This is a genomic window from Microcoleus pseudofavosus SVA1_A4 (genome assembly GCF_036700565.1).
Taxonomy (GTDB): Bacteria; Cyanobacteriota; Cyanobacteriia; order Cyanobacteriales; family Microcoleaceae; genus Microcoleus.
The window spans coordinates 1-12,666 of sequence record NZ_JAUBPE010000084.1 but is presented as its reverse complement, the minus strand read 5'-3'; the positions used below and the strand labels follow the sequence as shown (position 1 = coordinate 12,666).

Genomic DNA, 12,666 nt, shown 5'->3' with positions numbered 1-12,666 from the left:
CTCCCGCTAGTTCGCTGCAACAGAGTTGTGTAGGCCCATTGCCCCAGACCGTGGTCTAGTCTCCGCTTAACACTTTGCGGAACACGACTTTATCATCGCCCGCCGCGTAGAAGTCGCGAATACGCGCCTCCTCCTCGTAGCCGCATTTCGCGTAGAACACCCGCGTGCGATCGAAGTCCGGCAGCCCTGACGTTTCCACCAGCAATATGCGCCCACCCCGCGCCGTCAACGTTTGTTCAACGTAGCGCAGCAGTGTCGCACCGCGTCCTTGTCCTTGGCGGTCAGGTCGGATCGCGATCAATTGTAGGTTCCACGTCTGATTGGTCATCCGTTCTGGCTCGCAGTAGGCGACCCCAACTGGCCCATTGTCGTCATCGGTGAGCCAGAAATGAGCACTCTCGCTGTCGCCACTGAAGTAATCAGCCAGCATTTCGCTCAGTTCCTCAAGCTCCTTCGGCTGGAAGCCGATCGCGTCGGCTATGGTCATGAGCGCAGTCCTGTCATCCGGTGTGGTCGGTCGAATCATGGCGAACTCCAGCATATTGAGCTCAGTAGATTGTCCTACGGTATACTACAAAAGGCAATTAGTTTGGCTCTGAATGCTCACAGATAACTTTTAAGCTGCTGCCCTCACTGACCAACTAGCGACCTAACTCAGCGCTTAACTTGCGGATCTTGAGTGGTGAAATTTGGTGAGATTTTGCAAACTGAGTTCATGCCGCAACAGGTTACGCCATAAGCCATTTAGAGGAAATAGACGTTTGGCTTTTAATAAAAAATCACATTTAAGTTGTACAACTCAAGGCTTTCTGATTCTTGACTCCATTCTGCAATTCCTCATTCACCCATAACCCAAATCGGAGAAATACCTGATGTCTACATTCAAATACAACCGTCTAGACAAGAATAATGCTGCGGTTTTGCTGGTCGATCACCAAACTGGACTGTTCTCACTTGTGCGTGATATTGGTGCCGCCGACTTCAAAAATAATGTGCTGGCGCTGGCAAGTGCAGCCAAATTTTTCAACCTGCCTACAATTTTGACAACTAGCTTTGAGCAAGGCCCCAACGGAGTCATCATCCCTGAACTGAAGGAGAAGTTTCCAGATGCTCCCTTTATTCCGCGTCCCGGACAAATCAACGCTTGGGACAACGAGGACTTTGTTAAAGCAGTAGAAGCAACAGGCAAGAAGCAATTGATTATTGCCGGAATTGTCACTGATGTATGTGTTACTTTTTGTGCGCTTTCGGCATTAGAGGCAGGTTATGAGGTTTTTGTTGTCACCGATGCCTCTGGAACCTTCGATGAAGCCTGTCGCTATGCAGCTTGGGATCGAATGTCTCGTGCTGGAGTTCAGTTGGTCAATTGGTTTAGCGTTGTGTGTGAATTGCACCGTGACTGGCGCAACGATATTGAAGGACTGGGTAGTCTGTTAGCAGGGTTTATTCCTGACTACAAAAACCTGATGACCAGCTATGCAGCAACGGCAAATCCTGGATCTCCCAGTAAGTAGTGAGAAAGCGCCTACTTCATTTAGCTCGTGTTTAACTGAGTTAATATTGTCATCGTTAGGTTATCAATTTTATGTGAAACGTAGCGGTGACAACTACTTGGTTCCCAACCTTCTCGATCGCATTCGTTAATCTCCCTTCTGTTTCAAGACGTGCTGCCGAAAATTGCCGAGCAATTTGGTGTCTCTAGGGCGGTTGTTCTGAATAAAACTTTTCTCTCAGTTAATTCTCTAAATTCTATGTTGGAAGAACCGTTGGCGAGCAATACCAGTGAAGAAAACTATTTAGTCACCGCTGTGATCTCTCATGTCGTGAAACCGGGGCGCGAGCAAGGTTACGAAGCATGGTTTCATGGCATCGCCGCAGATGCACGAAAATTCAAGGGACATCTGGGTGTGAGCACTATTCGACCCCAGCATCACGCTCATCCTGAGTACGTGGTCATTCTCAAGTTCGATTGCTACGACAATCTCAAGGCCTGGCTGGAATCTGATGTTCGGCGAGAATGGATTGAGCGATTGCAGCCTTTGATTGAAAACCCAGAAGATATTCAAACTCTGACTGGATTGGAAACCTGGTTTACGCTGCCCAATAAATCGATGAAGGCTCCACCCCCTCGCTACAAAATGGCGTTAGTTACATGGTTGGGAGTGTTTTTTACCATTTCTATTCTCAATCGTTTGCTGGTACCGCTACTATCAGGGCTTCCTGCCTTGCTCACATCTCTGATGATCTCTGGTCTGACTGTTATCCTGCTCACCTATTTGGTCATGCCGCGCTTAACACAATTATTTCGCAAATGGCTATATCCCATTCGCTAAAATGATATGAATTTGTGGCGCTGCGGCGACGGGGACAATCTGTTTGGCTGGATAATTTTGAGCGAAGCTGGATTACCAACAGTAGAGACGATATCGGCGATGAAGCAGCAAAGTATCAAGTCAGAGAAGTGAGCCGTTTTGATAGGTACTAAATATTAGTATTTGTTGCTTACAATTTTGTAGTTTGGTAACAGTTGATGGGAAATTGACTGCGTGCTAATTCTCTCGCACTTTTCAACTGCTTTTACGGAAGTTTTAGAACCTTTAACAACAGCTACGAAGTGTAGGGACACGGCAGTGCCGTGTCCCTACGGGGATCGCTCCGAGGTGTACTTTATAAACGTGGAATCTGCTGTATATCTTATAAATTTGTGGGTGCGCTCTCAGCCAAGAGTTACCTATTTGCTGCCGATAAATCTAGTTTAGTCTTGGTTTGGAATTGAAATTTATTTAAATGCCGTTAGTTGTAGGTGCAGGGTAAAAAAAACCGATTTCTGCGTCATTGCCGATCTAAAATTAAAATTAGGGGTGAGTGCTTTTCACTTACCCCCCTGCCATTTTTTTTGCGCCTTTTAACCTACCGATTGTAGCCATAAGTCGCCACAAAAGCGACGCAATTGCTCCTAAAAATACTTGTCGATGTTGAGGGTCAAAATCGCGAATACTCCCAGCAAATGACCTGCGCTCATGCAAGCCAAAAAAGCCGGTACGCTAACATTGTTGAACAGAGAGGGGAAGGGCAAAGGCATTTTCGGCCCGACGTGGGGATACCAAATTCTGCGGCTGAGAACTAGCAATGCTAAGATATTACAAACAAACATCACCAGAGGCTTTTGCCAAGTTCCTGATGCTGTGTCAGTCAGAGCGGATTCTAGTAGTGCCAGTAAATTTGAGTTAATCATCGTGGATGCTCCTATTTTTCATAAACTATCAGAAATGCTTGATGAGATTTCTTGCCAAAAATACAGCAGGGGCGATCGCCTTTACGCAATAAATATCTGTTGGTATCAATATTTACCGCGCCAGCGACAGCGCCCCCACCCGTAATTATCGAATCACAGCAAGAAGTCTTTTAATGCCATTCAAAAGTAACGAAAGATACAAAGGGACAAAATCATACTCGCTGCCATTTGTAACTTTTAGCCTGTCTGGCAAGGGCGGCATTTACTCACGCTGCCAGACAGGAAAGACTGCTCGTCATTAGTGAGCAATGTAGGTAGGCAGAAAGTGAAGGATGTCGCGCAGAACGCTATATCCAGCAGCGTCCCAGAGCAAATAAGCTAAGAAGCCGATCATCGCTAAGCGACCGTTCCAAAGTTCTGCTTGCGGGTTGAAGCCAAACAGAAAGGCATTGCGATCTTTGCCATTGTAAGCATTAGCGGTAGGAGGTAAGTTAGTAGGGCGAGTTTCCATGTTTTTACATTCCTTAACAATGTTTCGCTTATCATAGTAGCGACGTAATTTCTACTTTGCTATCTGCCTGTAGGCCAAGATATACCCAAGTCTAAAGGAGGATTTTGAAACCCAAAATAATGTGTTAAGTTTTGTTGAGCGAGTTTTTTGAAGCATCGCCTGTATCTGTAGATACTAAATACAACTGCAAGTTTAGAGGGCTGCTGTGAAAGGCTCGATCGCCCCGTAGCGACAAACAACGGCGCTGGTGACTCGACAATACTGAATCCGCGATCTGCTAGAGGCAAGAAAATTTAGTAAAGTTAAACTGCAAACCCGAACACGATCGCCCCTGAGTTAACTAAAATATGAGATAAACAGATCGATCGGGAGAAACAGTTATCGAAACCATCTACGGCAATCTTCAAGGTTTAAAGTCCAGCCAGCTCAAACAACTCGAAAAGCTTTACCACCAGCGACTACCGGGCGATCGCATCACCACTGCAGAATTCGCGCAGCGCGTCGCCGCCATCAGCACCGAAATAGACAAACCAATCTGCACCTACATCAACCGCCGCGGACAAGTAATTCGCGTCGGCGTAGGTAGTCCCCGCCAAACCCAGATTGCGCCCCTAGAATTGCCCCGCTACGGGGGAGGTCGCCTCAGCGGCATTCGCTGCATCGCCACCCACCTCAAGCCCGAAACCCCAAGCGAAGCAGCCCTCACCGCAATGGCAATTCAGCGCCTGGACGCCCTTGTTTGGCTGACCCTGACCGGCGGAGGATTTCAGCGCCGCGGCGGCGGTGGGACTGGTTACATCAAAGAAACTTATCTTGCTCACCTGATACCGCAAGGAGAGCGGCCAAATTTTGAGTTCTCTGTGTTGAGCGCTAAGTTAGAACAAGCTTCAACAGACGAAATTGAAGAGTCTTCTATTCCAGAATCTGCAATTGACAACTCATCCATCAAAACTCAAAACTTTCCCTGGAAAATATCAGAACCTCAGAGTTTGGACGACCTCGCCAACCAAGATTTTCTGGATTTGGTTGAAGGACTCGAAGCAGAGTTTCAAGCCGAGTTTGTTGCTAAGCAAGTTGATGCAGATCAAGATAAAGTGCTGTTGGTGGGTGTAATGACTCAGCACATGACTCTGCTGGATTTTGAGGACGGACTCGCAGAAATCACGCGGCTGGTAGAAAGCGCCGGGGGTCAGGTACTGCAAACAGTGCGCCAAAAACGATCGCGCCCCCATCCGCAGACAGTCGTCGGCGAAGGCAAAGTTCAGGAAATTTCCCTCACCGCTCAGACCGTTAGCGCTAACCTCGTGGTATTCGATCGCGACCTGACCCCCGCACAAATACGGAACTTGGAAATTCAGATAGGTATCCCCGTAGTCGATCGCACAGAGGTAATTCTCGACATATTTGCCCAAAGAGCTCGATCGAGCGAGGGTAAATTGCAAGTCGAACTCGCTCAGCTAGAGTACACCCTCCCCCGGCTCAGAGGTCGCGGTCAGGCACTATCGAGACAGGGCGGCGGCATCGGTACCAGAGGCCCTGGGGAAACCAAACTCGAAACCGAACGGCGGACGATCGCCAAACGCATTTCTCGATTGCAGCAAGAAGTCAATCAACTGCTGGCGCACCGCTTCCGGCTGCGGCAGAACCGGCACCACCACGACGTACCCTCAGTGGCGATCGTCGGCTACACCAACGCCGGTAAATCCACGCTGCTCAACCTGCTCACGAATTCCGAGGTCTATGCCGCCGACCAGTTGTTTGCCACCCTCGACCCCACAACGCGACGGTTGACCATTCCGGGCGCTCTTTCTGGGGAACCTTTGTCGATCGTCCTCACAGATACAGTGGGCTTTATTCGCGAACTGCCCCCCGCCTTGATCGACGCTTTTCGGGCTACCCTCGAAGAAGTCACAGAAGCCGATGCTTTGCTGCACCTGGTCGATCTCTCCCATCCCGCATGGCAGAGCCAAATTCGATCGGTCATGAATATTTTGACAGATATGCCCGTAACTCCCGGGCCAGCCCTTGTAGCTTTTAACAAAATCGATGCCGTAGATGGAGATACTCTCGCCCTCGCCCGAGAAGAGTTTCCTCAAGCCGTATTTATTTCGGCGGCCAAAGGTCTGGGGATGGAAACACTCCGCGACCGACTAGGTCAGCTCATTCAATACGCCCTCTACCCTCGGTAAATACTTAAATATTGCTTTTAAGTAGTTGACATTCAGGAATACACGTACATATACTGAGGACAGATATCGTCAAAGCATGAGACTATAAAAGAGTAGTCAGATTGTGAATGGCAAAGTACAATACAGCAGATATAGTTTGCGCTCAGTAGAATTATTAAATTCAGGAGGCGGCGGTCAAGGTAAAAACACTCTTTGTTAATGGCTGTAACGGTTGTTGGTTGAGAGGTTGCAAAAAGATGTTGCTTGAGGCAGTGCAAACCACGCTCTGCGGAGCTAAGGTAAAAGAGAATAAGATGATTAAAGTGTTTGGGCGATCGCCTCAAGCGCTATACTATCTTTTACAGGGGCCCGCGAGAGACAACATCCATTTATTGTAAGCACTCTAAAATCCTTTCCCGTCCTGCAACGGTAATCTGTAGCACTCTTTCTATCTTCCAATTTTACCACTGTTTAACTAAATAGTTATGTGTACGCTACTGGCAAAACTAGCAATTGGACTCTCTGCCACAATGGCAACAGCGTTCTACTATCTAGCTGCCGCCCCTCCGGCTTCAGCAGCAATCGATGTGTGCGGGCCCGGAAACTTTTCAGATCAGTGCGTGAAGGGCCAGCAATCAACATCGACCTCATCATCAACATCCCTGCGAGACTCTGTACCGGAACCGCAACTGGCAACGCCAGACCCGGTAACAGAACCGCAGGTAGTCGAACCGCAACTGGCATCGCCAGACCCGGTAACAGAACCGCAGGTAGTCGAACCGCAACTGGCATCGCCAGATCCCGTACCGCAAGAATCGCCGGTAGTCCTTCAATCACCAGCACCGACACCAGAGCCAGTAGCGCCGACGCCGCCGGTTGAATTGCCACTGACCACGCCAGAGCCTACAGAGCAATTGCCTGATGTCCAACTGCCTGCGATCGGAAACCCGATAGTGTCGCCTTCACCCATAGTGGCGCCAACGCCGACCTTTCCAGACATCTACCAAAATCCCGCCACCCCTAGTAGAACAGCTATCCCAGAACCGGGTACTGTGGTAGCACTCCTGCTGACAGGCGCAGGAATCATCTGTTCCGGCAGAAAACGAAACAAGCAGGTCGGTCAGCAACGGTAGGCAGGCCCAAGCTGCTGCTTGTTTTCAAAATGTCTCCGTTTCTTGAAGGAAGCGCGGGTGTTTTTTTAATTTATAGGCTAAAATTAAAGAAAATTATATAAGCAATAAATCTACAGCTTGCTGCAACTATATAAAAATTAAAATAAGATTGGTTAAGATTACAATAAAAGAATATTGTTATTGTTTGAGCGTCCGATGACCCCTAAAGTAGAAATTTACACTTGGAGAACCTGCCCGTTTTGCATTCGTGCCAAAGCACTGCTGAAGCGAAAAGGAGTTGATTTTACAGAGTACGCGATCGACGGAGATGCCACAGCACGGGATCAAATGACCGATCGAGCCAACGGAGGCCGCACCCTGCCCCAAATATTCATTAACGACCAACACATAGGCGGCTGCGACGAAATCCACGAACTCGATGCTCAAGGCCAGCTAGACCCGCTGCTAGCAAAATGAGGCATTCCCTTTTGAATTTTTTTGAGTTTGCCAAAATTTTCCTGCGACCAATTCTTAATTTTAACTGAAAATGAAATTTGCATTCATCATCGATCCCCTCGCGCGACTAATTCCAGGACACGATACCAGCGTAGCGCTGATGGAAGCAGCTCAAGAGTTGGGTCACGAAGTCTGGGCGACTCAAGCCAACGAATTAAGCGTCATCGGCGGGAAAACCTGGGCAATGCTCAGTCGGGTAGCCCTCACCCCAGTAAAAGTGGTAGATGGACGCTGGGAGGCGGCTGAGGCTTGGTACGAGGTGGAACAGCCTACCTTGCAGCCTCTCGAAGCAATGGACGCAGTATTTATGCGGACAGACCCCCCAGTCAACACTGCTTACCTTTACGCTACTTACCTTCTAGACGGCATCGATCCCGCTAAAACTTTGGTAGTTAACAGTCCCAAAGGATTGCGGGCGGCGAATGAAAAGATGTACGCCTTGCAATTTGAGGGAGCGATCCCCGAGACAATTGTTTCTCAAAACAAGCAGGTAATTCGGCAATTTGTTGAGAAAAAAGGCGCGGCAGTTCTTAAACCCTTGGGCGGCAAAGCTGGCGAGGGGATTTTGTTTTTGGAACCGGGCGATCGCAATCTCAACTCCCTGGTCGAAATTAGCACTCAACAAGGGCAAATTCCAGTGATGGTTCAGACTTATCTGCCGGAAGCAAAAGAGGGAGACAAGCGGATTATACTGTTGAACGGTAAACCCATCGGTGCTATCAACCGCATTCCCACCGGGAATGAATTTCGTGGCAACATGGCCGTCGGCGGCCGAGTGGCAAAAACCGAAATTACCGATCGCGAACTGCAAATTTGCACTCAGTTAGAGCCAGTGCTACAACGAGACGGACTGTACTTTGTCGGCATTGATATCATTGGCGGTTATCTCACGGAAGTTAATGTCACAAGCCCTACAGGGATCAGAGAAATTGACTTGTTTGACGGCGTTACTTTGGGGAAACAAGTAATTGAATGGGTAGTTAGTCATTAGTCAGTGGTCATTAGTCAGTAGTCATTAGTTATGAGTTATTGGTCATTAGTTATTGGTCGCAGCTAACAAATAACAACTAACAACTAACAACTGCCAACTGCCAACTACCAACTGCCAACTATCAACAGCTAACAGTCAACAGTCAACAATTATTAAATTATGTCAAAAATTGGCGTTGCAGTAGTCGGTACAGGTTTCGGTCAAAAAGTGCACCTTCCCGGATTCCAGGCACATCACCGGACAGAGGTTGTGGCTGTTTACCACCGGAATTTAGACAAAGCAAAGGCGATCGCCACTACCCACAATATCCCCTACGCTTGCGACTCGATCGCAGATATAGTAGCCATCCCCGAAGTGGCGGGCGTCAGCATTTCCACGCCGCCATTTTTGCATTATGAAATGGCAAAAACCGTATTAGAAGCAGGCAAGCATTTATTATTAGAAAAACCGACAGCCCTGACAGCAAATGAAGCCAGAGAACTTTACCGATTAGCAAACAGCGAATCTCAAACCGATTTTAAAAATGCTGGTGCGAGAGCAATTGCCACAATGGACTTTGAGTTTCGCTTCATCCCCGCATGGCAAATGCTAGCAGAATTATTAGTAGCAGGATATGTCGGAGAAAACCGTTTAATTAAGGTTGATTGGCTGGTGTCTGGCCGCGCTGATGCGACTCGCCCTTGGAATTGGTACGCGCAGAAAGAGCGAGGCGGCGGAGTTTTGGGCGCGACGGGTTCTCACGTTTTTGATTATATTAGCTGGCTGTTCGGCCCGCCGCAGAGGCTTTCTGGGCAACTGATTACAGGAATTTCGGCGCGACCCGATCCCAATGATTCGGGAAATTTTAAATTAGTTGATGCCGATGATTCTTGCACGTTGATGTTGGAATTAGCCGGGGGAACGCCTTGTCAAGTTTGTTTGAGTTCTGTTACTTATCAAGGGCGGGGACACTGGGTGGAAATATACGGGAGTAAGGGTACGTTGGTGTTGGGAAGCGACAACCAACAAGATTACGTCCACGGATTTCGCTTGTGGGGTTCCCAAGGTGGAGAACCTTTAGCTGAAATCACAATTCCTCAAAGGTTGGAGTTTCCTCAAGTTTATCCAGACGGGAGGATTGCACCGTTTATTCGAGTAGTAGATAGGTGGGTAGAAGCGATAGATGCAGGTAAATCCTTGATACCGTCGCTGAAAGAAGGAGTTTACTCGCAGTTGTTGATGGATTTGACCCAGGAGTCGAATGCTACGGGAACTTGGGTAGATTTACCGAATTTAGATAAATTTTTGGGCACTAAGTAAAAGTAAAAACTCACAAAGCAATCTCTCGCACTCGAAAAGCACCCCAAACCCGATAAACTACGAATAGATTAACTCAATCAATCCCTATATCCAGAGTCGGTAGTTGTGAATGGCGCGCCCTGAAAGTCCTTGCCTCAGTATAGCGATCGCTCGCCTGAGAACCGCTGGGGCAAACCATTTTGCCACTTGGGTTCTACAAGCTCCCTATCCCAGCGGGTACGTTCACCACGACTGTATGTGGCCACATACCCTATCCCAATCATGGAAAGCTTGGCAGGAAATGTTTTCCCCCTCCGGGACAATTCACGAATTGCCCCTAAATCCTGATGGCAGTTTCGTCTCGCCGGAAAACAACCAGAATATACTGGCAGAAATTGAAAAACGAAGCCCTCACTCGCTACAGCTACCTCCACCGACGCCCTCTGTGCCGCTCCACCTCGGTCAAGGGGGGTGGGTGGACAGGGGGAGGGAGGAGCAGAATCCGCCACCGCCACCGGCTAGCTACAGCAGCCGCCTGATGCAGCAGTTGGGGATCGATCTTTGGCAGTGGCTGTTTGAAGGGCCGATTCAGGGCAGTCTCCAGGAAAGTAAAGGTATCGCGATCGGGCAAAATCTACCGCTGCGAGTGCGCGTAGACTTGCGCGAACCGTATTTAATTGCTTTGCCTTGGGAAATTATGCAGCCTCAAGCCGGTCAACCGGCAATTTCTCTGTCGCAGCAACTGCTTTTCAGCCGCACTACCAGCAATGTTGAGCCTTTGCCGCCCCTGCGTCCTGCGGAGTCGCTCAATATTTTGCTAGTTTTGGGACAAGCAGAACCCGGCCGCGGTGCTAATTCTCAATCTTCCAAGGGCAATAACCATCATTTGCAGTTGGAAGCAGAAGCACTCGCCCTAGCTGGCGTTCTCGAAAGTGCTTTTCAAACCGACGACAGCGGCAAATATTTTGACATCAGCGTTCCGACTCGCGTCGATACTCTGATCGAACCTACTCCGGCGGAACTAATTTCTCGGCTGGAAACGCAAGCTTACAACATTCTGTTTTACGCCGGCCACGGGATACCGGGCCCCGACGGCGGCTTGCTGTTTTTGGGGCCGGACACCGCGATTAACGGTACTGAACTGGCTCAGGTGTTAGTTCGGTGCCGCGTGACTCTGGCGGTGTTTAATGCCTGCTGGGGAGCTCAGCCGGCGGTGGAGAGGCTGCACTCAACTAACGGTCAGCAACAGGCGATCGCCCGCAGCAGTTTGGCTGAGGTACTGATCCATCACGGGGTGCCGGCGGTGTTGGGGATGCGGGACTCGATCGCCGATCGCGAGGCCCTGAGTTTTATCCAAACTTTTGCCCGAGCTTTGGCCGGGCGGATGTCGGTCGATCGGGCCGTCGCCGTCGCCAGACAGCAGCTACTAACGCTCTACAAGTTCAATCAACCGGCTTGGACGCTGCCTGTGCTGTATATGCACCCGGAGTTTGACGGTCAACTGACTGAGCCGGTAGATGACCTGAAAACTGAATTGCCTTTAAATTCTTCTACTTGGCTGGGACGCTTGCCGTCTTGTGCTTATTTGCGGGGGCGCGATCGACCAAATGCCAAATCCACCGAATCGACCAATCAGGTTTGGCAGATTCGCGCCGGTATGGTTCGAGTCGGACGCTGGGAAGAAAACGACGTAGTGATTCGAGAACAGTGGGTTTCTCAAAAACACGCCGAGATTTTCTGTCGCAACAGTATCGGAGATAACCGGGGCGAACCCAGCTACTTCCTGCGCGATTTTTCTCGCTACGGGACTTTAGTTTTGGGACCAGAAGGATGGCAGAGAGTTCACCACCAAGAATTGCTGCTGCGCAGCGGCACTCAGCTAAAATTTGGCAGTTCTCAAGGTCAGATTTTTGACTTCACTATTGAGGTTCCAAAAACTTCGGGCTACAGTGATACTGATTGCGGAACGAATTAAGGTGCGGGTGTAGTTAATGAAGGCGATCGGCGATCGGGACAGCAAAGTTCTGGGCGCCCGCGTCTCAAGTCTGAAGTTAAAAGAGTTACTCACCACTGGCACCTCGCAACTCGCACTTGGCAGAGTCCACCTTCTGTATTTTCCTTTTCCCACTTAGGTATTACATCATGGCTACCCAATCTCCTGATTCTCAATATTTTCGCGACTCGCAAACTCAGGCCCAAATGGAACTGCTCGCCACAATTGTTCAGACTGATGTTGCTTATCCCTGGAATCCTGCACAGCTTGAATCAGAATCTTATTTGAGTGCCCTAGAGCAGGAATTTGCACTATTTGATTCCTTTAGCGACAGCGATATCGCCGAGAAGTCGCAAGTTTTATTCGCGCAATTGGAACAAGTTTGGCTGGCGAGTGCTCTGCAAAAGTCTTTGCGCGAGAAATTTGCTCGCGTTCCTCAAGATTTTCTTGCCAGCATCGCTCAAAGCGTGCAAAACGCAACTGTTAAGTATCAATCTTTAGCTGACCAAATGGTTGAGTGCGTGTTAGATATTTTGCCTCAGTGGGCTGAGGAAGATTTGCAGGTGTTGGCGCGTCCTTTGGCTTATGCCATGCGAGATGCCGAGCCGTCCGGGGTAGAATTGGTCATGGCGACTAGAAGACATTGGGCCGAATTGTCGGAAATAGAACAGGCGAGAGTTGGTTTGGCTGTCGCCCGCTATGCAATCTCGGAATTAGCAATTTCTGATTAATTGTTTGATGGCTGAGTTTTTGTGCTGCGATCTCGGTAATTTTTTTAAAGTAATTAGGACTTACGCATTGACAAAAAACATCATCTATGAATTCTAGATAATGAGATCACTGTTAAGGTTGGCAAAAATAT

14 protein-coding genes are annotated in these 12,666 nt (G+C 48.9%); 11 read left to right on the top strand and 3 right to left on the bottom strand.

Translation table 11 applies throughout. The features are described 5' to 3' along the window. Positions 1 to 55: 55 nt before the first annotated feature. Positions 56 to 487 (bottom strand): GNAT family N-acetyltransferase, encoded by a 432-nt coding sequence (locus QUA02_RS27670; protein WP_333032594.1) that lies wholly within the window; start codon positions 485 to 487, stop codon positions 56 to 58. Positions 488 to 872: 385 nt separating this feature from the next. Between QUA02_RS27670 and ycaC the strand changes: the two genes are divergently transcribed. The 3 genes from ycaC (at position 873) to QUA02_RS27655 (ending at position 2,465) form a co-directional block, all read left to right on the top strand. Further along, positions 873 to 1,514 carry an isochorismate family cysteine hydrolase YcaC gene (ycaC, locus tag QUA02_RS27665; RefSeq protein WP_333032592.1) on the top strand — a complete coding sequence of 214 codons (642 nt, stop codon included), beginning with the start codon at positions 873 to 875 and terminating at the stop codon, positions 1,512 to 1,514. Positions 1,515 to 1,751: 237 nt separating this feature from the next. After that, entirely contained in the window at positions 1,752 to 2,333 is a 582-nt protein-coding gene (locus QUA02_RS27660) for a putative antibiotic biosynthesis monooxygenase (protein ID WP_333032590.1), read from the top strand. Positions 2,334 to 2,339: 6 nt separating this feature from the next. After that, positions 2,340 to 2,465 (top strand): hypothetical protein, encoded by a 126-nt coding sequence (locus QUA02_RS27655; RefSeq protein ID WP_333032589.1) that lies wholly within the window; start codon positions 2,340 to 2,342, stop codon positions 2,463 to 2,465. A 491-nt stretch (positions 2,466 to 2,956) separates the two neighbouring features. Here QUA02_RS27655 and QUA02_RS27650 read toward each other — a convergent pair whose 3' ends face one another. Continuing rightward, positions 2,957 to 3,235: a photosystem I reaction center subunit PsaK gene (locus QUA02_RS27650; RefSeq protein ID WP_333032588.1), complete on the bottom strand. Its 279-nt coding sequence runs from the start codon at positions 3,233 to 3,235 to the stop codon at positions 2,957 to 2,959. A gap of 1 nt (position 3,236) precedes the next feature. Here QUA02_RS27650 and QUA02_RS27645 point away from each other — a divergent pair, with 1 nt between their 5' ends. Beyond that, positions 3,237 to 3,380, top strand: a complete 144-nt coding sequence (locus tag QUA02_RS27645; RefSeq protein WP_333032585.1) for a hypothetical protein — start codon at positions 3,237 to 3,239, stop codon at positions 3,378 to 3,380. Positions 3,381 to 3,533: 153 nt separating this feature from the next. On the opposite strand, the gene QUA02_RS27640 is transcribed toward QUA02_RS27645, so the two are convergent. Beyond that, entirely contained in the window at positions 3,534 to 3,746 is a 213-nt protein-coding gene (locus QUA02_RS27640; RefSeq protein ID WP_006634547.1) for a chlorophyll a/b-binding protein, read from the bottom strand. Between the two features lie 617 nt (positions 3,747 to 4,363). Here QUA02_RS27640 and hflX point away from each other — a divergent pair. The 7 genes from hflX (at position 4,364) to QUA02_RS27605 (ending at position 12,535) form a co-directional block, all read left to right on the top strand. Continuing rightward, positions 4,364 to 5,935, top strand: coding sequence for a GTPase HflX (gene hflX / locus QUA02_RS27635; RefSeq protein WP_510182602.1), 1,572 nt, complete (start codon positions 4,364 to 4,366; stop codon positions 5,933 to 5,935). Between the two features lie 464 nt (positions 5,936 to 6,399). After that, a complete protein-coding gene (locus QUA02_RS27630) occupies positions 6,400 to 7,047 on the top strand; it encodes a PEP-CTERM sorting domain-containing protein (protein WP_333032583.1) in 648 nt (215 codons plus the stop codon). 195 nt (positions 7,048 to 7,242) lie between these two features. Continuing rightward, positions 7,243 to 7,503, top strand: a complete 261-nt coding sequence (gene grxC, locus QUA02_RS27625; RefSeq protein ID WP_333032582.1) for a glutaredoxin 3 — start codon at positions 7,243 to 7,245, stop codon at positions 7,501 to 7,503. Between the two features lie 70 nt (positions 7,504 to 7,573). Beyond that, positions 7,574 to 8,533 carry a glutathione synthase gene (gshB, locus tag QUA02_RS27620; RefSeq protein WP_333032581.1) on the top strand — a complete coding sequence of 320 codons (960 nt, stop codon included), beginning with the start codon at positions 7,574 to 7,576 and terminating at the stop codon, positions 8,531 to 8,533. A 159-nt stretch (positions 8,534 to 8,692) separates the two neighbouring features. Next, positions 8,693 to 9,832 (top strand): Gfo/Idh/MocA family protein, encoded by a 1,140-nt coding sequence (locus tag QUA02_RS27615; protein ID WP_333032580.1) that lies wholly within the window; start codon positions 8,693 to 8,695, stop codon positions 9,830 to 9,832. A gap of 109 nt (positions 9,833 to 9,941) precedes the next feature. Further along, on the top strand, positions 9,942 to 11,786 hold the full coding sequence (locus QUA02_RS27610) for a CHAT domain-containing protein (RefSeq protein WP_333032577.1): 1,845 nt from the start codon (positions 9,942 to 9,944) through the stop codon (positions 11,784 to 11,786). Positions 11,787 to 11,953: 167 nt separating this feature from the next. Continuing rightward, entirely contained in the window at positions 11,954 to 12,535 is a 582-nt protein-coding gene (locus QUA02_RS27605) for a hypothetical protein (RefSeq protein WP_333032575.1), read from the top strand. Positions 12,536 to 12,666 lie beyond the last annotated feature (131 nt).